Consider the following 24,927-nt stretch of genomic DNA (forward strand, 5'->3'; position numbering starts at 1 on the left):
ACCTACGGGTTAGGAGATAATTTCCCGAGCGTAACGGCGAAGGCTCGCAAGGATTTCCCGGTCCCTGGCCGACAGGTCGGGAGACGCCTCCAGGGCGTCGATTCTAGCTTGATACTCGTTCATGACGAGGCTTCCGCCGCCTCCCTGAGCCGTCAGCCGCCGGATGCGATACGTTTCCCAACGTGCCGATTCCTCGGCCGTCAATGTCTCCGGAAAATTTCGAGCGCGGTAGCGGAAAACCAGCTCCGGCAAGCGCGCATCTTCGAACGCCGGTTGTACACGGCTTAGCTCTTCAGGGCTCAAAGCTCTCAATTGTTTCAGAATTGTCCGATCGGCATCTCCGATGAATCCACCGTCATAAAGCATGAGGTCGGGATCATCCGTACGCGTGTTCGGCTCATTGAGCTCCATGACTTCCCGAATTTTCTTAGGCAAGGCCAATTCTCGCTTAAGGAAGCTCTGATGAAGTCTCCAATTCGGCGAAGCGACCTGTGCAACTGGTTGATCTAACGGGCCCTCACCCAACCCTCTCCCAAAGGGAGAGGGCTTGTTCAGAGCTTCCTTAAGTAAATCGAGGTTACGGTCGCAGTACGCAAGATCGATTTGCAGCCGTTCCGCATCCTCCGGACGCAAAGCCGACAACGGCGCTACGACGGGACATTTGTTGATGTGGACCGTTTTCAGAGGGATGCGCTCGATTCCGGGTGGGCGTTTCGAAACCGGCGTATATAGGCGTTCCCTAACCTCTTCCGCACTCAAGGTGATGAGAGGTTCGGGATCGACGGAAAGATCATAAACGATGATGCCGTTCGGATTCCGCGGATGCTTGGCGAGCGCGACGACAACGGCAATGCAGCACCGGTCCGCCGCGTACTTTTCCGATACGTGCAAAACCGGCTGCATCGCTCCGAACTTCAATAATTCAAAGACCTCTCTCTTGCCCCGATGATTGAAGACGAAGTTGAAGAGCTTGGGCTGACGATCTCGAATCAGCCGCGCTACCGCAATGGTCGCCCTAACGTCGGCCAGAGCATCGTGTGCATTTTCATGGCGAATGCCGTTGGCGACCGTAAGCGTGTCCAATCGCAGAGTCGGACGGCCGTGCTCGTCCCTGGGCCATTCGATGCCCTCCGGCCGCAGAGCCCGGGTGAGGCGCAGCATGTCGATGATATCCCAGCGGGAATTGCCGTTGCGCCATTCCCGCTCATACGGATCGAACAGGTTTCGATAAAGACAATTCCGGGTGACTTCATCGTCGAACCGAATATTGTTATAGCCGGCGACACAAGTCCCCGGCACCGAGAACTGATCGTGGATCGTGGCTATGAACTCGGCCTCGGTGACTCCCCGTTCCGCCGCCATTTGCGGGGTAATACCCGTGATCAGGCAGGCTTCGGGCACGGGCAGGGTGTCACGTGCGGGCTTGCAGAAAAGAGTCAGGGGTTCGCCGATCGGATTGAACTCCAGATCGGTTCGAATTCCGCCGAATTGTGCGGGACGATCGCGCTTCGGATCGGTGCCGAAAGTTTCGTAATCGTACCAATATAAGGAAGAACAAGACGACATGTGCCGGACGTACCTTGGCGATCTATAGGTCCAATAGAGGAACGTCGATCGCCAAGATATTGATCGCCATCCGGCACATGGTTAAACGCAGGAAAAGATCGTCGGTGGCTTATCGCAACCGGCCCGGGCAAGTGACGTAGCGATTGATCAGGAATTTTCCGCCATGGCTTCCAGCTTTCGCCGTTTTTCGCATTTTTGCACGCAGATGCATTCGCCGTTGTTCACGCCTCCACAGGTGCCCTTGATGGCCCCTCGCCCAAACATGACGCCTATCGCCATAAAGAAGATAACGGCGGCTATCACCGCAAAAGTAATCAGAAACAGTGTCATCGTTCGCCTCGACTTTTCTAATACGGATGCTGTAAGGCAAGCCCCGACTACCGTTTACGCCGGCGCCGAACGGGCCATAGTCCGAAATATGCTGTCGACTTTACTACGTTTTCGAAAAAATAAAAGCGGGAGGCGTTGCAAACCCCTCCCGCTTTCTCGATTGGACGAATGGGAGCGATTTAGCCGCCGAAGTCGTCCAGCATGATGTTTTCCCTTTCCACGCCGATGTCTTCCAGCATTTTGATCACCGCAGTATTCATCATGGGCGGCCCGCAAAGATAATATTCGCAATCCTCCGGCGCGGGGTGGTTCTTCAGATAGTTCTCGTACAGAACGTTGTGGATGAATCCGACATAGCCGGTCCAATTGTCCTCCGGTTTCGGTTCGGAAAGCCCGATGAACCACTTGAAGTTCGGATTTTCTTCCTGCAGCTTGTTGAAATCGTCCACATAGAACATTTCCCGCAAGCTACGAGCGCCGTACCAGAAGGTCATCTTGCGCTTGCTCTTCAACCTGCGAAGCTGGTCGAAGATGTGCGAGCGCATCGGAGCCATACCGGCGCCGCCGCCGATAAAGACCATTTCGTTGTCGGTATCCCGCGCAAAGAACTCGCCGAACGGTCCCGCAACGGTCACCTTGTCGCCCGGCTTCAAATTGAAGATGTAGGACGACATCACGCCCGGCGGAATACCGTTGCTTCCCGGCGGCGGCGTGGCGATACGGACGTTGAGCATGACGACGTCGTTTTCTTCCGGGTAGTTCGCCATGGAATAGGCGCGGATTGCCGGCGTCTTGACCACCGATTCATACTGCCAGAGATTGTACTTGTCCCATTCGTCACGGAAGCGTTCATCGACATCGAATTCCGAGAACTTTGCATGATAGGACGGACACTCGATCTGGATGTAACCGCCGGCTCGGAAGTTGATGTTTTCGCCCTTGGGCAATTCCAGCACCAATTCCTTGATGAAAGTCGCCACATTGTGGTTCGAACGAACCGTGGCCACCCATTTCTTAACGCCGAAGACTTCGTCATGAACATGGATCTTCATGTCCTGCTTGACGGTGACCTGACACGCCAGACGATCCCCTTCCGCTGCCTCGCGCTTGGTGATGTGGGAAAGTTCGGTCGGCAGAATGTCGCCGCCACCTTCGTGGACTTTGACCCGGCACTGGGCACAGGTTCCGCCGCCGCCGCAGGCCGACGATACGAACAGGTTATTGTCGGCAAGCGCGGTCAGTAGCTTGGCGCCGATGGGAACGTGGATGGTCTTTTCGTCGTTGATCAGGATATCGACATTACCCGATGCGACCAACTTAGATTTCGCACCGAGAATTACGAAGACCAGGGCAATGACGATGAGGGTAAAAAACAATACGCCTAGGATGATTTCCAACATTGTCTTATGCCCTGCCCCTTACAGTTGAATGCCCGAAAAAGCCATGAACCCCATCGCCATCAAGCCTGCCGAGATGAATGTGATGCCCAGGCCGCGAAGTCCCGGCGGCACGTCGCTGTATTTCAGCTTTTCGCGCACGCCCGCCATCGCGGTAATCGCAAGAGCCCAGCCGAAGCCGCTGCCGACGCCGTAAACCACGCTCTCGTTGAAGTTGTAATCGCGCTCGATCATGAACAGGCTGCCCGCAAGGATGGCGCAGTTGACGGTAATGAGCGGCAGGAAAATCCCAAGGGCGTTGTAAAGCGTCGGGAAAAAGCGATCCAGCACCATCTCCAGAATCTGCACGATCGCCGCGATGACGCCGATACACGCCATCAAAGCAATGAAGCTCAGGTCGACGTTTTCCAGACCCGCCCAGGACAACGCGCCTTCTTTCAGCAGATAGGTATAGATCAGGTTGTTGGCCGGAACCGTGAGCGTCTGCACGATGATCACGGCAATGCCGAGACCGACGGCGGTTTCGATCTTCTTCGAGACGGCGATGAACGTGCACATCCCCAAGAAGAACGCCAGCGCCATGTTCTCGATGAAGACCGCCTTTATGAACAGATTGATATAGGCTTCCATCAGTGTGCCTCCCCGTGAGCCGGCATGATGGCGAAGTCAGCCTTTTCGACTTGTTGCGGTTTCCAGGTGCGCACCGCCCAGATCAGCAATCCGATCAGGAAGAAGGCGCTCGGGGGGAGCAATAGCAAGCCGTTCGGAACATACCAGCCGCCGTCCTTCAAAAGCGGCAGCACATCGATGCCGAGCAGCTTGCCGGAACCAAACAACTCGCGGATGATGGCGACGGTAATCAGAATCAGGCTGTAGCCGAGACCGTTGCCTATGCCGTCGAGAAAGCTTTCCCACGGCGGATTCTTCATCGCATAGGCTTCCGCGCGTCCCATGACGATGCAGTTGGTGATGATCAGTCCCACGAATACCGACAATTGCTTGCTGATCTCGTAAGCGAACGCTTTGAGGATCTGATCCACCACGATCACCAGCGAAGCGATGATCACCATCTGGACGATGATGCGAATGCTGCTCGGAATATGGTTGCGGATAAATGCGATACCGGCGCTCGAACAGGCGACGACCGTGGTCAACGCGAGACTCATGATCAGCGCCGTCGACAATTGCGAAGTGACCGCCAGAGCCGAACAGATCCCTAACACCTGTAAAGTGATGGGGTTGTTATCGACTAACGGTTCGACCAGAACTTTCTTGTGTTCTTCATTAAGGTTCATCGGCTTAACCCCTCTGAGATCTAAGCTTTGCCAGATAAAGTCCGAAGCCTTCCCTGCCCATCCAGTAGCTCACCAGACTGCTGACGCCACGGCTCGTGAGAGTCGCGCCCGCAAGAGCGTCCACTTGGTATTCCGCGCCCGGTTTGGACGGATCGGCGGCGCCTTTTACGAGGCTCAATGCGACTTCGCCGATCTCGAGCCGCTGTCCGGTCGCGGTCACGTTGTTCTCTTGCAGTTCCTTGCCGGTGAATTTGTACACTTTCTTCCCTTTCCAAAGTGCCTTCCATTTCGGATTCACCACTTCGCCGCCCAGACCGGGAGTTTCCGCCTGATCGTAAAGGTTGAGCCCGACCACCGTCTGCGCGTCGGCTTCCAAAGCCATGAAACCGTACATGGTCGACCAGAGTCCGTAACCGCTGACCGGCAGGATCACCGACTTCAACTGGTCACCCTCCTTGACCAAATAGACCTTGGCATATTTGGGCTTGCGCTTGATATTGGCGATATCCTTTTCCGGCGGTATGGCCTCGCTCATGGCAGGATCTTTGACCGCCTTGCGTTGATCGAAGGTCTTCGGATCGATTGAATCGACATAATCGCCGGTTGCCAAATCGACAATTCTCGGCTCGATTTTCTTGAAGGCCTCTTCGATATTGGTTCCTTCCTCCAACAGGCCGGCTACCTCGAGGATGTTGACCTTTTCGTCCTTGGATTTATTGCTTTCCTGCAGCGGCTTGAGCGCAACAGCCGAACCCGATACCAAAACCGCTCCAACCAGGCACAATGCGAAAGCGACGGCGAGCGTTTTCTGGAAGCTATCGTTCGGCAGCACCAGAATTTTCTGCGCATACACGTTCGCTCTTTCTATGAAGCCGGCAAACTTATCGGACACCTGCGTTCCCGCTGAGTTGGGATTTGCTGAATCAGGCATGACGTCTAATCCTTCTGGTGATATTCGCTTTAATTACGGCGTAGTCGATCAGCGGTGCAAAAATGTTGGCGAACAGGATGGCCAGCATGATGCCTTCCGGGAACGCCGGGTTGACGACGCGGATCAGCACGGTCATGACGCCGATCAAGGCGCCGAAAACCCAGCGCCCGGCGTTGGTATGCGACGCGCTGACCGGATCGGTGGCCATATACACCGTGCCGAAGGCGAAACCGCCCAAGGTCAGATGCCAATACCAGGGCAATCCGAACATGGCATTGGAATCGCTGCCGATAATGTTGAAAAGGGTGGATGTCGCGATCATCCCGACAAGAACGCCGGCCATGATCCGCCACGAAGCGATCCGCGTGTAGAGCAGGAACGCAGCGCCGATCAGACAGGCCAAGGTCGAGGTCTCGCCCAACGAACCCTGTTCGAAACCGAAAAAGGTCTGCCACCAGGAGATGCCGCCCGCCGTGATCGCCTCGAGGCCGCCCGTGGCGCCCAGGCCCAGAGCGGTAGCACCGCTGAACCCGTCCACCGCGGTCCATACCGCGTCGCCGGACATGGAAGCCGGATAGGCGAAATACAGGAACGCACGGCCGGTGAGCGCCGGATTCAGGAAATTCTTGCCGGTGCCGCCGAAAATTTCCTTCCCGATCACGACGCCGAACGAAATACCGATCGCCACCTGCCAAAGGGGCGTATTGGGCGGAAGTGTCAGAGCGAACAGGATGGAGGATACGAAGAAGCCTTCGTTGACATCATGCTTGCGGACGACGGCGAACAAGACCTCCCATATACCACCCGCCACGAGCGTGACGATATAGATCGGGAAGAAATACAAGGCACCGTGCATCACGACGGAAATCGGATTGGCCGGGTTATAGCCGAAAACGTCCATGATGGCACCGCGCCAGCCGGGTGCCGAGGCGATACCCAAGCTCTCCATGGCCGAGTTGGCCTGGTAGCCGGTGTTGAACAGCGCCATCAGCAAACACGGCAGGGCGGCGATCCAGACGTAGGTCATGACCCGCTTCAAATCGACCGCATCGCGGACGTGGACCACGCCGCTGGTCACGTCCGGGGGGCTATAGAGAAAGGTATCCACCATCTCGTAGACCGGGTAAAGCTTCTCCAGCCGGCCGCCGTGCGCGAAGTATGGATGTATCTTGTCTAAGAATTGCCTAGTGCGAGACATTAGCCTTCCTTCTCAATTTGGGTAAGATTCTTGCGAAGCACCGGACCGAAGTCATGCTTGCCCGGATCGACGAAGGTGCAGAGCGCCAGGTCTTCTTCGTCCAATTCCAGGCACCCCAAGGCTTGCGCCGTATCGGTGTCGCCCACGATCAGCGAGCGCAACAACTGAGTCGGCAAGAGGTCCATGGGTATGACTTCTTCGTAGACGCCGACCGGCACGATGGCTCTGGCGCTCCCATACTTGGCGCTGGTAAAGGCGAACTTACGCCCCCGCTCTTTGGGAAGACTGGACAAAAGCACGTTCAGGAAAGAGTACTTGCCGCGGTCCGGCACCACCCAGCCCATGAATTCTCTTTGCCGTCCCTCCTCGATGACGCTGACCTGATTATGATAGCGCCCAAGGTAATCCGACCATCCTTCCGCCTTCTGGCCGCACAGAATGGACCCCGAAATCACGCGTGCTTCCTTATCCGCAACGGTTTCATTCCGAACCAAGTCACTCAGATTGGCGCCCAGCCGAGTGCGGATCAAGCGGGGGCGCGTGACCATCGGTCCGGCGACAGAAACGACTCGCTCCACATTCAATCGGCCGGTGGTGAAGAGGCTGCCGATCGCCATGACGGCTTGATAGTCGAGATGCCAGACGGTTTTGGCAACACTGACGGGATCGAGATAATGAATATGGGTGCCCACGAGACCGGCAGGGTGTGGTCCGTCGAACTCAGCGATCTCGACCTTGTTGTTGGCTCCGGACGGCAGGGAATGATTCGGCGCTGTACAAAGGTAAACCTTCCCTTCGGTCAATTTGGAAATGACTGTCAACCCATTCTTGAAGTCCTCGACCCGCTCCTGGATGATGACCTCGGGGCGCGCGGCCAAAGGATTGGTATCGATCGCCGTCACGAAAATCGAATGCGGGGCCGATTCGGGATCGGGAATCTTGCTATAAGGGCGGGTTCGCAGGGAAGTCCACAAGCCGGAAGCCAGCAGGTTTTCTTTGACCTGCTCGATGGTCAGGTCGGCAAGAGCGGATGGAGCATACGATTGAAACTGAACGCTCTCATCGCCGTCCAGCTCGATGACCACGGATTGCAGCACGCGCCTGGCGCCACGATTGATGGCCTTGACCACGCCGCTTCCGGGGGAGGTAAACAAAACCTTGGGATAGGTTTTATCCGAGAACAGCGCGTCACCGAGCCTGACCCGGTCTCCCTCCGAAACATTCATGGAGGGCTTCAATCCGACATAGTCCAAGCCCAATATCGCCACGGATTCAACAGCGTTACCATCGTCGTGTATCGTCTGCTCGGGCTCCCCAGTGATCGGCAGATTCAAGCCTTTCTTTGTTCTGATTAGCATATATACGCCTGTGGATCGCACAAATTAACGGCCAAACCACTCCTCTCGCATTCCTGCAACAGGTTCGAAGAAGACGGAAGAGGGAGTGCTTAGATGTAATCGGCTTAAGGCGCGCCGAGAGAGTGCCACGATTTTACAAAAAACGTCGCACCTCAAATCGATGCTGCGCGCAACGTGAGGTATGCTCGGCGTTTCCCTAAGACTTAGGTAAATCGTCAGGTATTAGAACACAAATACCCGAGTGGCTCAACGCACTGAGTTCTTGAACAAGAAGGAAAAACGGGAACCGGGACGGTCATTTCGGTTACAGCACTGTTTCAAATTTCAGCACAAAAAAAAGGGCCTCAGCAAAGCTTCGGCCCCTGACAACATCCCAGAGGATAAAGAGGTCTTAAACGCAATGTCGCTAACCCGGAGAATGCTGAAACCAGTTGGTCGACCCAAGAGGAGATGAGGTGAATCAACTAAGCGTTCTCGCGTGATGAAAATACTAGCTGCAGCAGAGCGATACAGTTTTGATTTAGATCAACAAAGCTCGCTTTTCCGGCATTTCGGATAATTTCCGGGCCTGATACGCCCATCGTACGTCCTCTAGCCATTCGACCGGCGTCTTAATACAATAGTGTCGGGAGTCGGCCAGACAGTCGCTGCCCGCGTCGTCGACACGGGGAGAGGAAAGTCCGGGCTCCATAGGGCAAGGCGCCAGGTAATGCCTGGGGGGCGCAAGCCTACGGAAAGTGCCACAGAAAATATACCGCCGTGATCCTTTGGATCGCGGTAAGGGTGAAATGGTGCGGTAAGAGCGCACCGCGCTTCCGGTAACGGAAGTGGCAGGGCAAACCCCGCCCGGAGCAAGACCAAATAGGGGGGCATTGGAGGTAACTCCTGACGTGCGGCCCGCACGGCTCCCGGGTAGGTCGCTCGAGGCACGCGGCGACGCGTGCCCTAGATGAATGGCTGTCCACGACTGAACCCGGCTTATCGGCCGACTCCCTTTTCCTTAATAGAGCGCAATCGGTTGCTCCTGCGCCGATCGGCTTAGGCCGGATGATAGAAAGTAAAATTCGGGATGATCGTAGCTACAAAATCCACGAATTTCGCTGCGCTGCATACGGGCTAGCGGACTTCGCGATCCTCTGTGATGATCAGGTTACCTTATGCACTCACCTCCAGTTGCACAGTGAACTTGACACTCCCGGACGGGTTCGGGAAGACGCAGAGAAAGTCAGTGGCTGAGTCCGGCCCCCGACATAACATTCGATCATTTCTCCGAAATAGAAAAAAGTCAGAGCCGTGGCCCGCAGAGCGCTGAGCTGATTCAAGATCTTCGCCACATCCCAGTCGTCGGCAATTTCCTGACTCACTCGGTTAAGATGCCGGTTCTTCCGCCATTAACTCGTCAGACTCGCGAACAAAGCCGGCAAACGCTCGGGCAATCGCTGCACGTGGTCCACGACGGTGTAACGGTTGGGACCGAAAATTCTGGATACATACTCATCCGCTTCCGGATCGAGCGTGAGGCAATAGCTCATCACTCCGGTAGCAGCAAGTTCCTCCACAGCTTTCTTGGTGTCGAACCGAAGATACTGCGGGTCGCGCTCGTCGATATCCGCCGGTTCGCCGTCCGAAACCAAAAGCAGTAGCTTCTTGTGCTGCGGCTGACGCAGCAGAAACTTTCCGGCGTGGCGCAGCGCCGCTCCCATTCGGGTCGAAAGCCCTCCCCGCATGCCCGCCAACCGAGCTTTCGCCTGATCGTCGAAGAGCTGGTCGAAATCCTTGAAACGGTAATATTGCACGTCATGCCGCCCGTCCGAAGCGAACCCGTGGATGGCAAAGGGATCGCCGATCCCGTCGATGGCCCAGGCCAGCAAGGTCGTCGCCTCTCGTGCCAGTTGAATCACGGCTCGATCCGATCCCGGCAGGATCTCGTTGGTCGACTCCGACAGATCGAGCAGCACCAGCACCGCAAGATCCCGCGTCTTGCGGATATAGCGGATATTGATGCGCGGGTCGGGCATCTCGCCCATGCGAATGTCGAGCATGGCGCGAATGGCAGCATTGAGATCGATCTCATCGCCGTCTTCCTGCCGCCGCAGGCGAACGAGGCCACGCGGCTGCAGCGCGTCGATGATGTGCTTGAGACGGCTGGCGACGGGCTTGTAGTCCACCAAGATCTGCTCGATCAGCTCCCGATCTCCCGAAGGCTGCCGCTTTTCCAGCACTGTCGCCCAGTTCGGCCGGTGCAACTGCACCTGATAATCCCACTCGGGGTAATGATAAGGATCGCTGACCGGCTCCTTGCCTTCCAATTCGTTGATGGTGCAGCCTTCCTGATCCAGGTAGAACGGCGTCTCCAGGGTCCAGACCTCCTGGGCGTCGTCGCCGGCCAGTTCGCAGTCCAGCTCGTTGACCATCTCCATCACCGAGACTTTCCGGCGTATCTGGCGCTCGCCGGCCGGCACGTATTCCGCCTGATCCCAAAGCCGCTCGGCGAATTCCCAAATAAAGCGATTGTCGTCGCGATACGGGATTTCGATGCCTTCCAGGACCCGTAATGAAGGAATGGCCATGCGGTCCTTGGCCTTGTTGTACAGCGTCACGCCCAAGTCCCAGCTGATTCGATTGTCGTCGGGACGAGCCGCGAATGCCTTCCGGAATGCCGCCACGGTCTCCCTGATCAGGGCATCGCCGGTTTCGAGCTGGCGATCGAGCAGCGCGTGGGCGAGGCGCTCCAGGAACGACACGGCCGGATCCCGGCTGTCCCGACCGTCCAGGGCTGCCTCATGCAGCGGAAGCCAGAGCTGCTTCAATCCGGGAAACTGCCGAATGGCCAGATGCTCGACACGCGCGTCTTCCATCAGGGCGATCATGAACATCTGCACCGGATTCAGCGCTTCGGCGGAAATGGCCTTTCGGGTATAGGCCAGATGCGCCGCGGCATGGGCGCAGGCCGCGCGGTACATCTCCTTGCCGGAAATGCCGCCGTAATCGTCGAAAGCATCCGGCAGGTAGATGACCGGAAACTCGATGAAGGGCCTGAGTCCTTCGCGCGTTTCATAATCGCCGGCCGTGGGGCGCAGATGAAAGTCGCGGGCCCACAAGGCGCGCAGATAGAAGTTCAGCTTGCGCTGGGTATCGACGAACAGTGTGCCGCGCCGTTCTTTCTGGAGCACGGCAAGACTGTCCGCGGTCTCGAGACTGAAATATTTGGCCAGGTTTTCGAAATCGCGCCCATGTGCCTGTGCGCCCCAGAGCGCCCAGCGGCGCAGCCCGCCCAGCGTCAGCTTGTCGAACAGCTGGTCCAGATGCTGGAGCATTGGACGCAATCCGCGCGGTGCTTTCGCCGAGAGCTGATGGATCAAGGCCAAGTATTGACGCAGCAAATCGGCGTCGCCGAGCCTGTTCGCCGCAGTGGGCAAACTGTCGAACAGCGCGGCGATCACACCTCCGCTGACCATGGAAGCGAGCTTCATCACCGAGGTCACCAGGTCCGGAATGATTTCATCCCCCACCTCCTTGGCAACCAGGGGCATTTCCTGGATATAGGATACGACCAGTTCCGATCCGCGCCCGAGTTCGGAAAGCGCTCTGGCACCTTCGATATAGTTGCCCAGGCCGCGCGGCGACATGACCCGCCCGGCCTCGTGAAAGCTGGCCTCCAGGGTATCCTTGATATGCGGCTCGACCCGCTCCAGGTACTCACGGTAATCTTCGAGCTTGATACTCATGGCTCGCCTCTTATTTTCTCGTGCGGCTCAGGAAGCCACCCCGGATTAGAAAAAGGTCGCTACCGCGGCGTCCAGGGTATCCCGCATATCCGGATCGTCTGTCAAAGGACGTACCAGAGTCATCCGGCATGCCGCCCTGGGCTCGACACCCTTGGCGATCAACTGGCCCGCATACACCAAAAGGCGCGTCGAAATCCCCTCGTCCAAGCCGTGGCCCTTGAGATTACGGGCGAGATGAGCAATCTGCACCAGCTTCTCGGCGGTTTGCGCGTCGACGCCGGTCTCGTGGGCAATCACCTCGGTTTCCACTTCAGACGTCGGGTAATCGAAATCCAGGGCTCCGAAACGTTGCTTGGTGGATTGTTTCAAATCCTTCAAAAGATTTTGGTAGCCCGGATTATAGGAAATGACCAACTGAAAATCCGGATGGGCATGCACCAGCTCGCCTTTCTTGTCGAGCGGCATGGTCCGGCGATGATCGGTCAAGGGATGGATGACCACGGTCGTGTCCTGACGCGCTTCGACGACTTCGTCCAGGTAACAAATCGCGCCGATTCGCGCCGCAGTGGTCAATGGACCGTCCTGCCAGCGCGTGCCGCTGGCGTCGAGCAGAAAACGCCCGACCAGGTCCGAAGCCGTCATGTCCTCGTTGCAGGCAACGGTAACCAGTGGCCGCTTCAGCTTCCAGGCCATGTATTCGATAAAACGGGTTTTGCCGCAGCCGGTCGGGCCTTTCAGCATGACCGGCATCCGCGCGGCGTAGGCAGCCTCGAATAGCTCGGTCTCGTCCGCGACGAGCCGGTAATAGGGTTCTTCCAGAATTAAATATTGTTCGGATTGGGTCATTGATTAATCCTCTTTCCGGATTTCGGCATATGGACGGACTCGATCAAGCGCTCGATAATTTCGTCCGAGTGTTCTACCGGCAACGAAAAATGACCTTCGCCCGGAAACGTGAAAACTTGAGCATGGGGAAACCCTTCGGCGAGCGCCCGCGTATGGGACAAGGGCACGGTCACATCCGCCTCGCCATGCCAGAACGTGATCGGCACTCGGATACGCGTGAGGTCGAACCCCCAGTCATGGGCATATAGGACCATATCCTGGAGGGCGCCCTTCACACCCGAACGCAAGGCTTCCCGAACCGAAGCGCACAATACCGATTTGATCTCCGGGCGACTCAGAGTCGACCGGTCCGAAGCCGGACTACCCAGCGCCAGAAGCGAGAGCGCCACTTCAGGATTTCGATGAATCAGGCGTCCAAGGAGCTCCCCGTAAATCAGGCGCAACATCCAGGGCGCGGTCCGGGCTGCGGCGAACCCGAATCTCGCCGGCCAGCGCATCGCCTGCATCGCTCCGGTGCCGTGCAGCTGTCCGAGGCCGCAGACGATCCCCACAGCCTGTACCCGGTCCGGTAACTGCGCGGCAAGCGCTAGTCCGTAAGGTCCGCCGCCGGACGTACCCAGAACCGAGAATCGCCCGACACCCAAATGTTCCGCCAACCGAGCGACATCGTCCGCCCACTCGCCGATGGTCCGCTCGGGTTTCACATCGGACAGCCCGTATCCCGGACGGTCCGGAGCGATGATCCGTGCTCGCCGACGTTCGGCGGCTTTTGCCATGAGGACGGCTTCCAGACGGGAGCCGGGAAACCCGTGACAATAGATAATCGGTGCTCCGCCGCCATCGCCGACCTCGGCGAAACCGAGCTTGCGCCCGTCCTTCAGCGTGACGGTCCGGTCGAGTCGCTCGCTTGACTGCATACTTTTTCGAATTGCCAGGCCGGAATCGCAATTATGAAAAAAGCCCCGGCCTGCGGTACAGATCGGGGCTTTAGAGCCAAAGCCTCCAGTGGAAACTAGACTTTGATCGGACCCCGGAAAATAACCATCGCAGCGCCTTGCGACTGCTTAAAATTATCGTAGCCTACCAGCCGGACATGATTATTCGGATGCGCCTTGTGGCAGGCTTCGGCTTCGGCCAGGATGCGATCCACGTCGGTTTCCCCGAACATCGGCAGTTTCCACATGTACCAATAATGGTCGAACGCATTTTCCGGCTCGGTATGCTCGATGGCCGGATTCCAGCCCCTGCTGACGATGTACTCCACCTGTTTCCGAATCTGGGCAGCATCCATCTCCGGCAAATAGGAGAAGGTCTCGAATTTGCGGCTCGAGACATCGGTCAGGCTGGATTTGTAATCTTGCATTTCGCTCATGGTTGTACCAATCCTCGTTCATTGATCATTTGCGCAGCCCCTTCTCATTTTCAAAGGGGCTGCCTTCCGGCGATGTTCGGTTCGTCAACCGTATCGCTTCAAAACACTTTCGGCGATTCGTTCGACTACTTGTGCGCCACATCGAGTTTGTCGACCGTATCAAACTCGAACTTGATCTCCTTCCAGGTCTCCAATGCCGCCTTGAGCTCGGGGCTGTCCTTCGCCGCGGACATCAGAATTTCCTTGCCTTCCTTTTCGAGCTGGCGACCCTGGTTGCGGGCCTCGACGCAAGCTTCCAGCGCGACGCGGTTGGCCGCGGCGCCCGCGGCGTTACCCCACGGATGGCCGAGCGTGCCGCCGCCGAACTGGAACACGGCATCATCACCGAAGATCGACAACAGGGCCGGCATGTGCCAGACGTGAATACCACCCGAGGCGACCGCGAAAACGCCCGGCATGGCGCCCCAATCCTGATCGAAGAAGATGCCGCGGCTGCGATCCTCCTTGATGTAGCGCTCGCGCAGCAGATCGATCCAGCCCAAGGTGGCGGCTCGATCGCCTTCCAATTTACCGACGACGGTACCGGTATGCAGGTGGTCGCCGCCCGACAACCTCAGAATCTTGGCCAAGACGCGGAAATGTATGCCGTGGTTCGGATTGCGGTCGATCACGGCATGCATCGCACGGTGGATGTGCAGGAGCATGCCGTTTCTGCGGCACCAGTTGGCGAGACCGGTGTTGGCGCAGAATCCGCCGGTAATGTAGTCGTGCATGATGATGGGCGCGCCGATCTCCTTGGCGTATTCGGCACGCTTGTACATTTCTTCGGGTGTCGGGGCGGTGACGTTCAGATAATGGCCCTTACGCTCCCCGGTTTCGCGTTCCGCCTTATGAGTCGCCTCCACGACGAAATCGAAGCGTTGCTTCCAGCGCATGAACGGCTGGCTGTTCACGTTCTCATCGTCTTTGGTGAAGTCCAGACCGCCGCGGAGGCACTCGTAAACGGCACGGCCGTAGTTCTTCGCGGAGAGGCCCAGTTTCGGCTTGATCGTACAGCCCAGGAGCGGACGGCCGTATTTGTTCATGATGTCGCGCTCGACCTGGATGCCGTTGGGCGGACCGCCGCAGGTCATCACGTAGGCGATCGGAATGCGAACGTCTTCCAGACGCAATCCGCGGACGGCCTTGAAACCGAACACGTTGCCGACCAGAGAAGTGAAAACGTTGACCACCGATCCTTCCTCGAACAGATCGATCGGATAAGCGATGAAAGCGTAAAATTGCTCGTCGCTACCGGGGACGTCCTCAATGCGGTAGGCTCGGCCTTTGTAATAGTCGAGATCGGTCAGAAGATCGGTCCACACCGTGGTCCAGGTACCGGTGGACGACTCTGCGGCGACGGCTGCCGCGGCTTCCTCTCGGGGAACACCGGGCTGGGGCGTAATCTTGAAGACGGCCAAGAGATCGGTGTCGGCCGGGGTGTAATCCGGCATCCAGTACGTCTCGCGGTATTCTTTTACGCCCGCGTTATAGGTCTTTACAGCCATACTTTCCTCCTACCACATCTGTGGATTGTTCTCAGAAATACTTGTCGGCCCCTACTTGGACCAGAAATCGTGCTGCCTTTTTGCAGGGGAGAACTATAAGCCGTTCCGTCCATAAAAAAAATTAAGTTGTTATGATTACTGTAATAAGATCGACTTATGCTTTCCGACCCGCTTACGCAGTCTGAATGCAGCGTATCCCCGAAAGCCGCACGATAGAATAAGCCAATAACTTTCGGCACTCCAAGGAGGATTTGCGCAACGGCCGCGCGAGCTTTCCCCGCTTCCCGAAACCCTCCTGCTCGTTAAGAAACATGTCGCAATCGGCGTACAGAGCGTAAAACCTCTGGCGCATATCGGAACTATGACGCTTTCGCTGCGTCAACATCGTTAACGGCGCACGCTTTCGCAGCCGCCACCCAACGGATCGGACAATTCGGCCGGTATTTCTCAGACCGAATGCGCCAAACGGAATCTTTCAAGGAGAGAATCATGAGACTCGCACCGTTTTTTTTGGGAACTGCATTGGCCATGACCGGCCAAGCGCAGGCGGCATCCTATTACCTGGACCAAACGAATCTCGAACAAGCCCCGTTTACCGACGGGCCGCGTTACCTGGCCGTCACTTCCGTCGCATCGGGAAACGATATCCAGTTCACGGTGGATGTACGGAACGGGCCGGGCCAGCCGTTCGAGAGCATCGAGGGATCCAATTTCGGCATCCAACAGTTCGGATTCAATCTGGCAAACGACAACGGGGCCAGCCTGGAAGCGGATAGTTTCACCGGCTTGCCGGCCGGCTGGAACGTAGACTTCAATCGGACCTTGAACGGCTTCGGCCGCTTCGATGTCGTCTTATCGGGCACGGGGAGCGCCCGTCAAGCCCCTCTGACCTTCAATATCAGCGATATCGTCGGTGACACGCCGGCGTCCTACCACGCTCCGTCCGGCGGCGCAGGCGCGGTCCAGGGCAACGCGTGGTACGCCGCGCACGTTGCGGGCTTTACCGGCCCCGAGCAGATCACCAGCGGATTCTTCGGCGGCGGCTCGGGTCCCGGAACCGCTCCGGCACCGGTTCCGATTCCCGGAGCGGTCTGGCTGTTCGGCTCCGCCGTAGTCGGCTTGGGCTTGGTCGCCCGGCGGTCCCGGAGAGTGTAGCGCGCCGCATCGAGTTCCAGGCGCGGTTCATATGCGGCGGGCTACGGAAGCAGTAGGCGGGCCGGGAAAAATCCAATCCGAGCTCGCCTGCAAAACAATGCCGGGCAGCGCGGGAATACGTTTTTATTGCCGGAAAGGCAGTTGCCGACTCAAAGCAACTCGAAAGTAAAGCCCCCCACGTTGCTCCGGGGCTTGGCAAAAAGCAGGCGGATTTCGAACGGTTTGCCGACCGGCATCAGCGAGGACGCTTCTTCTTCCGGGAGATATTCGGCGGGCGAGAATATCCGCTCCGCCACGGGGCTGCCGTTGATCTCGGTAAGAACCAGCTTGAGACTGGGCAGCGCCTGCGGCAAATTCGATTGGTTCGCAAAGACCAGCTGAAATTCCAGGACATCGTCGCGTGTCGAATCCGGACGTAAGGCACGATCGAAAATCTGGATTCTGCGGACGTCCCTATAAGGCGGCAGAGAACAATTGAAGGCTCTGCAGGCCATGTCCAGCCAAGGCCGCACTCGTGCGCTCTGCACCAGCCTGTCCCCTTCGAATATGACCAGCTGAGCGACCAGAAGGGCGGTCAGCACGAAAACGCCGCCCCCCCACAAGACTTCGGATGTCGATGACGGGGACGGCCCGGCCGGCGCACTGTCGCGCTCGTCCAGCGCTTCCGCGTCAATCGCCGTAGCGTCCTCCTCCCCCCCCATCGGCCCGCCGGCGCCCGGCTCGCTCGGCAGTTCCCGTCTGCGCTTTCGAAGAGCAACCGCTTCCCGGTCCCTCAAAACCGGGGGTCTTGCTTGCGCCGTCGCCTCCGGGACCGCGTCCTTTACGGCTGGTCCCAAGGATACCAGGGCATTGAAGACGATTTGGCAGCGTTCGCAGAGCGCCTCGCCACGCCCGGCCCGCAATTGGCCGATACTGATACGGTATGCGGTCTTACACTCCGGGCAGCGGGTATACACGTTTCAACCCCGAATCTTGACACCGGCGAGCAAGGCCCATTCCTCGCGCAGCACCGGCAGAGAAAAATCGAACTCGGAAGCATACGCCGAACGCACCGCGTCGACCTGCGTCGCCAGAATGCCGGATAGGGCCAAGCTGCCGCCCGGCAGCACCTTTTCGCTGATTTCCGCAGCCAGTTTGATCAAGGGTGTCGCCAGGATATTGGCGATCAGGAGGTCGGCGTGCAAGCCCGAGAACTCGCGTGGATAACCGAGTGCCAGATTGCCCTCCACGCCGTTCTTGCGCGCATTTTCATCCGAAGCGGTAAGCGCCTGGGGATCGATATCTATCCCATACGCCATGGACGCGCCCAGCTTCAATGCCGCCACCGCCAGAATTCCCGAGCCGCAGCCGTAATCGATCACGGTCTTGCCCTCGAGATCATGAGCATCCAGCCACTCGAGACAGAGCGCCGTCGTGGGATGAGTGCCGGTCCCGAAAGCCAGGCCCGGATCAAGCACGACATTGACGGCCTCGGGCTCGGGCGGCTCGAAGCCGGTCGGACAAATCCAGAGCCTGCGGCCGAAGCGCATCGGCTGAAAATGATCCAGCCACGCTCTTTCCCACACGCGGTCTTCCAAGTCCTCGACCTGACATTGAAGCACTCGCTCGCCGAACCGGTTCACGACCGAGTTCCGTATGCGATCGGTATCGGCGTCGGCATCGAATAACCCGAGCACCTTGGTCTGCCGCCAAACCGGCGTCTCCCCCGGCTTGGGCTCGAACAGAGGCTGGTCGCCGGCATCTTCGAAGCTGACGGAAACGGCCCCGAGGCTCGATAGAAGATCGGAAACCGGCTCCGCCGAAGTTTCGTCCACCGTAATCGCCAGCTGACGCCACATCAGTGTTTCAATCCGAGCTTCTGCTCCAAATAATGGATATTCTGCCCGCCGGCATTAAAAGCCGCATCGTTGATGATATCGAGCAACAAAGGAATATTGCATTTGATGCCGCCGATGACCATTTCCTGAAGCGCCATGCGGGCACGGGCGATAGCCCCGCTCCGGGTCTCGCCGTGGGCGATGAGCTTGCCGATCATGGAGTCGTAATAAGGCGGCACCCGATAGCCGTTATAAATATGCGTTTCGACCCGGATACCGGGACCTCCGGGCATATGGAACTGCTCGATCACGCCGGGGCTCGGGATAAAACTTTGCGGATCCTCCGCATTGATTCGACACTCTATGGCATGGCCCCGCATCTGAACCTCCTCCTGCCTGATCGCCAATACCTCGCCGGCCGCAATGCGAAGCTGCTCTTTGACGATATCGAAGCCCGTCACCATTTCCGTCACCGGATGTTCCACCTGCACGCGAGTATTCATCTCGATGAAATAAAACTGGCCGTCCTGGTAAAGAAACTCGAAGGTTCCGGCACCCAGATAGCCGATTTCCTGACAGGCTTTGACGCAACGCTCGCCGATTTCGCGCCGCTGCTCCTCGGTAATGCCGGGCGCGGGCGCCTCTTCAACGACTTTCTGATGCCGGCGCTGTGTGGAACAATCGCGCTCACCCAGATGAACCACATTCCCATGTCCGTCGGCAATGACTTGGACCTCGATATGCCGGGGATTTTCCAGGAATTTCTCCATATAGACCATGTCGTTGCCGAATGCCGCCGCGGCCTCCCCACGAGTCAGCGTAATGGCGCTCGGAAGATTCGCCTCGCTGTGGACCACCCGCATGCCGCGTCCGCCCCCGCCGCCCGCGGCCTTGATGATGACCGGAAAACCGATTCGGCGAGCGATTTTCAAGTTCTCGTCGTGATTTTCGCTCAAGGGACCGTCCGAGCCGGGCAAGCACGGGATACCGGTCTTTTTCATGGCCTCGATCGCGGACACCTTATCGCCCATGAGCCGGATGGTTTCCGGACGAGGACCTATGAAAATGAAGCCACTTTGGATCACTTTTTCCGCGAAGTCGGCGTTCTCCGACAAAAATCCGTAGCCCGGATGGATGGCCACCGAATCGGTGACCTCGGCCGAACTGATGATCGCCGGAATATTGAGATAGCTTTCCTTCGACGGCGCAGGGCCGATGCACACGGACTCGTCGGCGAGCCGCACGTGTTTCAGGTCGCGATCGGCCTCGGAATGCACGGCCACGGCTTTGATACCGAGTTCGCGGCAGGCACGAAGAATACGCAGGGCGATCTCGCCCCGGTTGGCAATTAGAACTTTACCGAGCATGAAAAAACACCTGGTGGATAGGCCGAACGAGGAGCAACGGCAACGGACCGTTACTCGATAACGAACAAAGGCTGGTTGTATTCCACCGGTTGGGCGTTTTCCACCAGCACCTTCGCTATCACGCCGGCTTTGTCCGCCTCGATCTGATTCAGGATTTTCATCGCCTCGATGATACAGAGCGTATCGCCGACCTCCACGCGCTGGCCGACCTCCACGAATGCTTTCGCTCCGGGTGAAGGCGAGCGGTAAAACGTTCCCACCATGGGGGATCGGACGATGTGCCCGGTCAGTTTGTCGACCGCCGCCTCCGACGTCTGCGGCGCTACGGCGGGCTGCGGTGCAGCGACCGGTAAGGCGGGCGGCAGGACCGGCATCGGTTGCGGCACCATGTTACTGTACCGACTGATACGTACCGACTCCTCTCCTTCACGAATCTCGATTTCGGCAATGCCCGACTCTTCGATCATTTCGATGAGCTTTTTTATTTTTCTGATATCCATGTTCTAGCCTGTTTTTAGGATGTGTGTGGCGGCAGTCAAGGCAAGCTCGTAGCTGAGCGCGCCGAATCCGCAAATGACGCCTTTGGCGATATCGGATAAATAGGAATGTTTCCGGAACGGCTCCCGCGCATGAATGTTGGATAAATGGACTTCGATGAAAGGAATGCGGGTGGCGAGAAACGCATCTCGCAGCGCGATGCTGGTATGCGTATAAGCGCCCGGATTGATCAGTATGAAATCGACGGATTCCGTGTACGCCCGGTGTACACGGTCAATGAGCTCGTGCTCGGCATTACTCTGGAAGAAGTCGAAACCATGGCCGAGAGCTTGCGCCCTGGCTTCCAAACTCGACCTGATTTCATTCAGCGTTTGACTGCCGTACAAGCCGGGTTCACGAACCCCGAGCAAATTGAGATTCGGACCATTGAGCACGAGGATATTTGCCATATGACGAAAGCAGCCCTGTTTCCGATTACCGCAGAAGCGGAAAAACCGCGGCTATTTTGCCGAAACGCGCAAAATCTGTCCACAAACGAAGGAGTTCGCTTATATTCGACGCAGTTAGTGCGTTTTCGAGGACAGGTCTACTTCAACAGCGGCCCGACGACCTTCATGAGCCGCTCTCTCGATAACGGCCCGGCATGAACATCCACCGGCTGGCCGTCGCGATCGAACACGGCGGAAAACGGCAGAACGTTGAACCGGTTCCCGAGGCTCTGCGCCCACGAGACGGCACCTCCGCCGCCCAGCAAGATCGGATAATTGACCGGCGTCTCTTTCAAGAACTCCTGTACGGCTTCCGATTCGTCTATGGCGACGCCGACGAACTGGAGCCCCTGATCGCCCAGCTCCGTCTGCATCCGGACGAACTCCGGCATTTCCTCTCGACAAGGCGCGCACCAGCTCGCCCAGAAATTGAGTACCAGAACCTTGCCTTTCCATTCGGCGATCTCCCGCGGGTTGCCGTCCAAATCCCTGAGCGACGCGGGTTCCGCGATTCTCGGCGGGACGCTCGAGCCCCCGCTCATCCAGCGTTCGGCGAGAATACCCAGGAGAAGAGCGGCCAATGCGAGCAATCCGTACAGAAGTTTCGTCGATTTCACTGCAAGACCCTTTGCAAATGGCCCAAAAATTCATCCGCCCCCATGTAGCCGACCACGCGGAACGTTTTTCGCTCTTCCCGATCCGGCCCGAAAAACAGTGTCGCCGGCGGTCCGATGAGACCGAAGTGTTGCAAGAGCGCCTGATCGTCCGCGGAATTTTGCGTGACGTCGGCCTGGAGCAATACCACGTTGCTGAGCGCGCTCTGTACCTTGGGGTCGGCGAAGGTATAGCGCTCCATTTCCTTACAGGAGATGCACCAGTCGGCATAGAAATCCAGCATGACCCACTTCCCGGTAGCTTCGGCCGCCGCTACTTGCATACTCAGATCGTCGACATTTCTGACCTTTCGGAAAGCGATCGACTGAGTGGACGCCTTGGCCGTGGTCGGATATATACCGCGCAGGGGCTGCAGTGGGTCGGTGCTGTCCGAAGCGACGCCGATCAGCAGCAGCACCCCGTAAGTCAGCATGACAATGCCCACGCCCTTCCACAGCCGGCGCCATCCGGAAACCGGATGGGGCAGCGCCTCCAATGCGCCGAGATAAATCGCCGGAATGATTAGCAGCAGTGCCCACAGGAACATGGACACGGCGGAGGGTAAAATGCGTTCCAGCAGCCACACCGCGATTGCCAGCAGGCCCACCCCGAACACGGCCTTCACCGCATTCATCCAGATTCCGGCCTTGGGCAGCAACTTGCCTGCCGATGCGCCGATGACCAGCAAGGGAATCCCCATACCCAAACCCAGCGCGAATAGAGCCAGCCCGCCGAGCACGGCGTCACCGGTCTGACCGATATAGATCAGCGCGCCGGCCAGTGGCGCCGCCACGCACGGCCCGACGATCAAGGCGGAGAGCGCGCCCATGATCGCGGCGCCGGTGAGGGTGCCGCCGCGTTGCTGATTGCTGATCGAAACCACGCGAGCCTGGATGAATTCCGGCATTTGCAGCGTATAAACGCCGAACATGGACAAGGCCAGCAGCACGAACAAAGCGCTGAACGCGACAATGACCTCGGGCTTCTGGAACAGAATCTGCAAATTGCTGCCGAAAAGTCCCGCCAAGATGCCGAAGACGGTATAGGCCAAAGCCGACGCCAAGACATAGCTCAGCGACAGCATGAAGGCCCGGCCGGTGGTGATCGTGTGGCCCTGACCGACGATGATGCCCGACAAAATCGGAATCATCGGGAAAATACAGGGCGTGAACGCCAGCAACAGCCCGAATCCCAGAAAACTGAGAACCGTCGCCCAGGCGGAATCGCTCTGTAGAGCGAAGGCGATTCTATCCTGCTCCGAGACCGGGACGACCGGATTTGCCATCGACACCGTTGTCCCGGCGCCGGCGGCCGGCAAATCCAGGCCGACGGTTTTCTGCATCGGCGGGTAGCACACCCCCTTCTCGGCGCAGCCCTGATAATTCGCCTGCAATCGAATATTGCCCGGCTCGCCGCCGGCACGCGACAGCGGAACGGCGAATCCGACTTCACGATGGAATACCTCCACATCCCCGAACTCTTCGTCGTGCTTGGGTTCGCCGTTGGGAATCCGGTAGTTCCCGAGCGTTACCCCGCTGGCGCCGGGCAAGGCCAGCTTGAATTTCTCCCGGTAGAGGTAATATCCGTCCGCAATCTGCCAACTAACCCAGAGCGTGTTGGCGTCCTTGACCTCGGCAAAGAAACGGAATGCTTCATCGGGCGGCAGCAAATCGACCGGCCGGGTTTTGACGCCCAGCGATTTGAACGCTTCGGCCAGCTTTCCGAGCGAATCGGCCGCGCCGCCGGCACCGCTCGCAGGCCAGTGCACCTTGAGCGTCTGCTTGTACGGCGGATAGCACACCCCGACGTCGGCGCAGCCTTGCGAGGTCACGTCCAGAACCAGCTGGGCGGCGCCGGCGTCGCGGCGCACCAGGGGAAGGCGTATATCGAGGTGCCCGCGATAGATTTCCATCTCGCCGAAAAACTCGTCGTGCTTGGTTTCGCCCTTCGGAAAAACAGGCTCCCCCAGATCGACGCCGGCGTCCTTGGACGCAAACTTGAATTTTTGCCGGTACAGATAATAGCCGTCGGCGATGTCGAATCCGATCAAGGCCTCATCGCCTTCGAGCTTGGCCGATGCCCGGAAAGCCTGTTCCGGCGGCAGAAGCTCGTCGCTGCCGATGGCCCAAACCGTACCCGTCCAGACCGACAAAAAGACGAAAAACGCCCGAAAAACGAATTCGCGGAACTGCGGCATAACAAAACGACTCTGTAGAATGAAGATCGGGACGTGGACTTCTTTCCGGGAGAGATCGCCCGGACGGTCCATCAATTTTTGGGATGCAGCCATTCACTAATCCAATCTAGATATGCGGTCGAACCGTGCAGTATAGGGACCGTGACGATTTCCGGAAGTTCGTAGGGGTGTTTTTCGCGGAGAAATTTCTCCAAGGCGTCGAATGATGCCGTTTCGGTCTTGATCAGGAGGAGATGCTCCTGGGCCGTCTCTATCTTCCCTTCCCAAGCGTAAATCGACGTCAGGCCGGGGACGATGTTGGCGCAGGCGGCCAGTCTTTCGAAGATCAGGGCCATGGCCAGCGCTTCCGCGGTTCTCGCGTCCGGACAAGTGCACAAAACTAGACAGTGTTGGGTAGACATGGCAAAAAGCACGGAATTGATAGGAATTTTAAACGCATGAGGATTCAATGAACATCGGTCAATGGTTATTGCTCGCACTGTTGAGCTTACCCATCTTAGAGATTTATTTGCTGATCAAACTCATCGGCTCGCTGGGTTTTTTCCCGACATTATTTCTCCTGCTCGGTGCTGCGGCGCTGGGCACCTTTCTTTTGAGAGTACAGGGCTGGACCACCTGGTTCCGCGTGCAGCAAGCCATGGCGCAAGGCGAGTTGCCCGCGCGCGAGATGATCGAGGGCGGCCTGATAGCCGCCGGCGGCTTGCTGCTCCTGCTACCCGGGTTCGTCAGCGATTTCCTGGCCTTGTTCTGCCTGTTGCCGATAACCCGAAAACGCATCGCGCAGCGCATACTCGAAAACGCCGTTGCTCGCCCCGGCGGAAAGGCGACGCACGAAACGCGGCATACCATAGAAGGCGAATTCAGGCGTGAAGACTGAACCCTGACGCGCCTCACCCTTTCTCGCCGTTTTTTGTCCCGGCGTATCGAAGAACACTTTTGTCGATAGGCGTACATTTTGCGGCCGGTTCGTTTTGACGGGTACCGATAGCTCCGCTATTTTACGGAAGATCTGAATTACCAACAGACAAGAAAGTAAAGCCACAGGAGCCCTCTCTCCCTCTGGGAGAGGGATGGGGTGAGGGCGAATCGAATAGAGCTTTACTTTCTTTTACGCACAGTAAGTCCTTCGACCGAGCTCAGGACAGGCTTATCGAACGCTCTCCTCCGCGCAGTCGAAAGGCAT

23 protein-coding genes and 1 other RNA gene are annotated in these 24,927 nt (G+C 57.9%); 3 read left to right on the top strand and 21 right to left on the bottom strand.

Annotated features, from left to right (window positions below; all coding sequences use genetic code 11):
* Window positions 1-9 precede the first annotated feature (9 nt).
* From sbcB to sS8_RS11705, 8 genes are all read right to left on the bottom strand, one after another.
* A complete protein-coding gene (sbcB, locus tag sS8_RS11670) occupies window positions 10-1,566 on the bottom strand; it encodes an exodeoxyribonuclease I (RefSeq protein ID WP_119629793.1) in 1,557 nt (518 codons plus the stop codon).
* Window positions 1,567-1,713: 147 nt separating this feature from the next.
* On the bottom strand, window positions 1,714-1,896 hold the full coding sequence (locus tag sS8_RS11675; RefSeq protein WP_119629794.1) for a DUF539 domain-containing protein: 183 nt from the start codon (window positions 1,894-1,896) through the stop codon (window positions 1,714-1,716).
* A gap of 179 nt (window positions 1,897-2,075) precedes the next feature.
* Entirely contained in the window at window positions 2,076-3,296 is a 1,221-nt protein-coding gene (nqrF, locus tag sS8_RS11680; protein WP_119629795.1) for an NADH:ubiquinone reductase (Na(+)-transporting) subunit F, read from the bottom strand.
* Window positions 3,297-3,314: 18 nt separating this feature from the next.
* Window positions 3,315-3,923, bottom strand: coding sequence for an NADH:ubiquinone reductase (Na(+)-transporting) subunit E (gene nqrE, locus sS8_RS11685; RefSeq protein WP_119629796.1), 609 nt, complete (start codon window positions 3,921-3,923; stop codon window positions 3,315-3,317).
* Window positions 3,923-4,588, bottom strand: a complete 666-nt coding sequence (locus sS8_RS11690) for an NADH:ubiquinone reductase (Na(+)-transporting) subunit D (protein WP_119629797.1) — start codon at window positions 4,586-4,588, stop codon at window positions 3,923-3,925. Before sS8_RS11690 ends, nqrE begins: the two co-directional genes overlap by 1 nt.
* Before the next feature lie 4 nt (window positions 4,589-4,592).
* Window positions 4,593-5,519, bottom strand: coding sequence for a Na(+)-translocating NADH-quinone reductase subunit C (locus tag sS8_RS11695; RefSeq protein ID WP_119629798.1), 927 nt, complete (start codon window positions 5,517-5,519; stop codon window positions 4,593-4,595).
* Window positions 5,512-6,717, bottom strand: a complete 1,206-nt coding sequence (locus sS8_RS11700; protein ID WP_119629799.1) for an NADH:ubiquinone reductase (Na(+)-transporting) subunit B — start codon at window positions 6,715-6,717, stop codon at window positions 5,512-5,514. Before sS8_RS11700 ends, sS8_RS11695 begins: the two co-directional genes overlap by 8 nt.
* Window positions 6,717-8,075: a Na(+)-translocating NADH-quinone reductase subunit A gene (locus sS8_RS11705; protein WP_119629800.1), complete on the bottom strand. Its 1,359-nt coding sequence runs from the start codon at window positions 8,073-8,075 to the stop codon at window positions 6,717-6,719. Before sS8_RS11705 ends, sS8_RS11700 begins: the two co-directional genes overlap by 1 nt.
* A 628-nt stretch (window positions 8,076-8,703) precedes the next feature.
* Here sS8_RS11705 and rnpB point away from each other — a divergent pair.
* Window positions 8,704-9,072, top strand: an RNA gene (rnpB, locus tag sS8_RS11710) — RNase P RNA component class A.
* 394 nt (window positions 9,073-9,466) lie between these two features.
* On the opposite strand, the gene sS8_RS11715 is transcribed toward rnpB, so the two are convergent.
* From sS8_RS11715 to sS8_RS11735, 5 genes are all read right to left on the bottom strand, one after another.
* Window positions 9,467-11,803 (bottom strand): nitric oxide reductase activation protein NorD, encoded by a 2,337-nt coding sequence (locus tag sS8_RS11715; RefSeq protein ID WP_119629801.1) that lies wholly within the window; start codon window positions 11,801-11,803, stop codon window positions 9,467-9,469.
* A 45-nt stretch (window positions 11,804-11,848) separates the two neighbouring features.
* Window positions 11,849-12,649: a CbbQ/NirQ/NorQ/GpvN family protein gene (locus sS8_RS11720; protein ID WP_119629802.1), complete on the bottom strand. Its 801-nt coding sequence runs from the start codon at window positions 12,647-12,649 to the stop codon at window positions 11,849-11,851.
* A complete protein-coding gene (locus sS8_RS11725; RefSeq protein ID WP_119629803.1) occupies window positions 12,646-13,566 on the bottom strand; it encodes an alpha/beta fold hydrolase in 921 nt (306 codons plus the stop codon). The genes sS8_RS11720 and sS8_RS11725 overlap by 4 nt, the downstream gene beginning before the upstream one ends.
* A gap of 95 nt (window positions 13,567-13,661) precedes the next feature.
* Complete coding sequence (locus tag sS8_RS11730) at window positions 13,662-14,021, bottom strand: ribulose bisphosphate carboxylase small subunit (protein WP_119629804.1); 360 nt, start codon at window positions 14,019-14,021, stop codon at window positions 13,662-13,664.
* Window positions 14,022-14,146: 125 nt separating this feature from the next.
* Complete coding sequence (locus tag sS8_RS11735; RefSeq protein WP_119629805.1) at window positions 14,147-15,568, bottom strand: form I ribulose bisphosphate carboxylase large subunit; 1,422 nt, start codon at window positions 15,566-15,568, stop codon at window positions 14,147-14,149.
* A 489-nt stretch (window positions 15,569-16,057) separates the two neighbouring features.
* Between sS8_RS11735 and sS8_RS11745 the strand changes: the two genes are divergently transcribed.
* Window positions 16,058-16,723: a hypothetical protein gene (locus sS8_RS11745; protein ID WP_145986509.1), complete on the top strand. Its 666-nt coding sequence runs from the start codon at window positions 16,058-16,060 to the stop codon at window positions 16,721-16,723.
* 149 nt (window positions 16,724-16,872) lie between these two features.
* Here sS8_RS11745 and sS8_RS11750 read toward each other — a convergent pair whose 3' ends face one another.
* The 8 genes from sS8_RS11750 to cutA all read right to left on the bottom strand — a co-directional run bounded on the left by sS8_RS11750 (window position 16,873) and on the right by cutA (window position 24,145).
* A complete protein-coding gene (locus sS8_RS11750; RefSeq protein WP_119629808.1) occupies window positions 16,873-17,679 on the bottom strand; it encodes a zinc-ribbon and DUF3426 domain-containing protein in 807 nt (268 codons plus the stop codon).
* Between the two features lie 3 nt (window positions 17,680-17,682).
* Entirely contained in the window at window positions 17,683-18,561 is an 879-nt protein-coding gene (gene prmA, locus sS8_RS11755) for a 50S ribosomal protein L11 methyltransferase (RefSeq protein WP_119629809.1), read from the bottom strand.
* On the bottom strand, window positions 18,561-19,907 hold the full coding sequence (accC, locus tag sS8_RS11760) for an acetyl-CoA carboxylase biotin carboxylase subunit (protein WP_119629810.1): 1,347 nt from the start codon (window positions 19,905-19,907) through the stop codon (window positions 18,561-18,563). The genes prmA and accC overlap by 1 nt, the downstream gene beginning before the upstream one ends.
* A 50-nt stretch (window positions 19,908-19,957) precedes the next feature.
* Window positions 19,958-20,407, bottom strand: coding sequence for an acetyl-CoA carboxylase biotin carboxyl carrier protein (gene accB, locus sS8_RS11765; RefSeq protein WP_119629811.1), 450 nt, complete (start codon window positions 20,405-20,407; stop codon window positions 19,958-19,960).
* Between the two features lie 3 nt (window positions 20,408-20,410).
* Window positions 20,411-20,854 carry a type II 3-dehydroquinate dehydratase gene (gene aroQ / locus sS8_RS11770; RefSeq protein ID WP_119629812.1) on the bottom strand — a complete coding sequence of 148 codons (444 nt, stop codon included), beginning with the start codon at window positions 20,852-20,854 and terminating at the stop codon, window positions 20,411-20,413.
* Window positions 20,855-20,991: 137 nt separating this feature from the next.
* On the bottom strand, window positions 20,992-21,510 hold the full coding sequence (locus sS8_RS11775; protein WP_119629813.1) for a TlpA family protein disulfide reductase: 519 nt from the start codon (window positions 21,508-21,510) through the stop codon (window positions 20,992-20,994).
* Window positions 21,507-23,837 (bottom strand): protein-disulfide reductase DsbD, encoded by a 2,331-nt coding sequence (gene dsbD / locus sS8_RS11780; RefSeq protein ID WP_232020612.1) that lies wholly within the window; start codon window positions 23,835-23,837, stop codon window positions 21,507-21,509. Before dsbD ends, sS8_RS11775 begins: the two co-directional genes overlap by 4 nt.
* Complete coding sequence (cutA, locus tag sS8_RS11785) at window positions 23,816-24,145, bottom strand: divalent-cation tolerance protein CutA (RefSeq protein ID WP_119629814.1); 330 nt, start codon at window positions 24,143-24,145, stop codon at window positions 23,816-23,818. Before cutA ends, dsbD begins: the two co-directional genes overlap by 22 nt.
* A 47-nt stretch (window positions 24,146-24,192) precedes the next feature.
* Here cutA and sS8_RS11790 point away from each other — a divergent pair, with 47 nt between their 5' ends.
* Window positions 24,193-24,621 carry an FxsA family protein gene (locus tag sS8_RS11790; protein ID WP_119629815.1) on the top strand — a complete coding sequence of 143 codons (429 nt, stop codon included), beginning with the start codon at window positions 24,193-24,195 and terminating at the stop codon, window positions 24,619-24,621.
* The last annotated feature ends 306 nt before the right edge of the window (window positions 24,622-24,927 follow it).

This window comes from Methylocaldum marinum (genome assembly GCF_003584645.1).
GTDB lineage: Bacteria > Pseudomonadota > Gammaproteobacteria > Methylococcales > Methylococcaceae > Methylocaldum > Methylocaldum marinum.